General features: G+C 39.6%; 3 protein-coding genes. 1 reads left to right on the top strand and 2 read right to left on the bottom strand.

The window, feature by feature from the left end; all coding sequences use genetic code 11:
• Positions 1-227, bottom strand: a 227-nt coding sequence (locus tag P1S59_14365) for a hypothetical protein (protein MDF1527411.1), incomplete at its 3' end; no start/stop codon positions are given.
• A 101-nt stretch (positions 228-328) separates the two neighbouring features.
• Positions 329-1,876, bottom strand: coding sequence for an IS1634 family transposase (locus P1S59_14360; protein MDF1527410.1), 1,548 nt, complete (start codon positions 1,874-1,876; stop codon positions 329-331).
• Between the two features lie 117 nt (positions 1,877-1,993).
• Between P1S59_14360 and P1S59_14355 the strand changes: the two genes are divergently transcribed.
• On the top strand, positions 1,994-2,291 hold a 298-nt coding region (locus P1S59_14355; GenBank protein MDF1527409.1), incomplete at its 3' end, for an Ig-like domain-containing protein.

Genomic DNA, 2,291 nt, shown 5'->3' with positions numbered 1-2,291 from the left:
CGTATCTCCTGCAGTTTGGTTGGGGAGGCGCGGCTGAGCTGCTGTATGTTGTAGGTTGAGAGTATGCGGCTGCACAGGTTCAGGACGTTCTCGCCCCTGGTCCCGGTACGCATGACGATGGCCAGCAGTTCTGAGTCCGAGAGCGCGGCAGGGCCATTCTTCAGGAGGCGCTCGCGGGGGCGGTCCTGGGGTTGAAGGTCCTGGATACGGATGTGGTATTCAGACATGTGGGTTGCTGTAGAAATTTTTAGGTATTTAAGATATGTGATTTTAGGCGGTGGTGGGTTGGGATTAAAAGGTTTTAACCTGACGTTCAGGCTTTTATAGGCTACAACTTTAAACCACCCAACTTTTCAAACCCCAACTTTTCAAACCCCAACTTTTCAATAATCTCTTTCTGCTCTTTTGTGAGAACACTAATTTTTTCAATCTGCTCTGCTCCAAAATCAATGGTTGTTTTTCTAATCCTTCCCATCTCATCCAGACTATCTTGCACTCCTTCCCAGCCAGTAATGCCTAGATGGTGTTTATACAACGCCAAGACCAGATATGCAAGATAACAAATGAAAACATAAGCCTCAACCGCTCCTTCCTCAAAATGCCTGACAGGTTGTAAGTCTAACCAATTTTTAAAACAATTAAAAATCTTTTCGATCACATCTTTTTCGAAATACAGCGAGATAATCTCAGTTGCACTTTTTTCAAAATCATTAGTAAAAATCAAACATTTACCATCGCGAAGCTTGGCTTTTTTTCGTTTGTCTGCATCTGGAGTGACAGTAACTTCACCATCTTCATTTTTTACGATGAAATAACCTGAAACCCCACGGATAATTGCCTTTATCTCTTTCTCCAGACAATCTGAGCTTTTATTACATTCTTTTGAATTTAATAAATTGTCAATCCCCTTTTCGGCAAACGCTATCTTTTTTAATCGGGTAGAGCGTTCTCTCTCGAGATCTCCATGATTAAAACAGATAATAGCCCTTCCAGGAATCCCAAATAACGGTGCATGGATCTCTTCGTAATAAACTAACCCCAATGGACGTAATAATTCGTTCTCTTCAGAAATTTCGCATTCGACAAGTTCTTTTGCTTCATTGGACGTTAATGGGATGCCTCCAATTATTTTGATGTGGCTTCCAGCGAGGTCTATCAAATTCTTCCTTGATGTCATCCCCCTATCCAGGATTATTGCATCAATTTCGAATTTCAGTCTTTTAACATCGAGAATAAGTTGTTGGATCGTTTTTACATCTGTTATATTTCCTTCATAAGTTCTGAAAAGGATTGGTAACCCTTTATTTTTTGTTGCAATCAGTGAAATGTTTATTTGAGGCTGGCTGTTGTCATCTCGGCTGTACCCAAGTCGTGCCTTTGGCAATCTTGTTGCATAGAAATAAGTTGAGGTTATGTCATAAAGCAATGCTGTCTGCCCTGTTTCGAGATGTTTTATTTTATCGAAGATTTCAATGCATACATCCACTATGCCTTCTGAGCCAATTTTTTTAAAAGTGGTCATAACTGCACTAAGATTTGTCGAGTTCATCTTTTTCGCAGGAATTTTTGTAAAATCATCTAATGCCGTGTCTTGATACCATTTAGAAAACATGTTGAGTGTTTCTCTGTCGATTACATGGTTAATTGCAAGTGATGTAAAAACTTCTCCAACGGCGAGCCCTCTTCGTGGAATTAATCCATCTAATAGCTCTATAATTTTGTATTCTTGAAAAAGATGATAAAGGATTGAAATGTCTCCATATCTTACTGATTTTGTAATTTCAAAGTTTTTTATACGCTTTTTTGGAGGAATTATTTTTAGTTCGCCATTTTCAATTACTTCAATTCCTAAATAACGAGTATTTCTGTGTTTCACTTTGCCATTTTCGTCTCTATAGTTCTCGCGTTCATAGACATAAACTTGATTTCCACGTTTGATTCTCGACTTAGCCATGTAGTCTATATATAGACTATAAACAAGATATAGTTTTTGGTGTGTTTAAATGGTGTTAATTGTGGTTTTTCAAGAAAAAGATGTTTTGTAGCCTATGAAACCCATAATGTCAGGTTCAATACCTCTGATTATCCGGACGGTACCTATACCATCTCTGCCGAAGCTGTGGACCTTGCCAACAATACCGGTTTTGACAACATTTCCGTCCTTGTGGACAATACCCTCCCGGTGGTCAATGTGACATCTCCGCTTAACGGCTCGTTCGTTAAGGGGACTGTCGCCATCAATGCAGACATACTGGAAGCGAACACTGCATCAATATATGTAGCAGTGGACG

Source organism: bacterium, from assembly GCA_029210965.1.
GTDB lineage: Bacteria > BMS3Abin14 > BMS3Abin14 > BMS3Abin14 > BMS3Abin14 > JALHUC01.
Note: the sequence above shows the minus strand (reverse complement) of the source record. Positions and strands in the feature narration are given on the sequence as shown.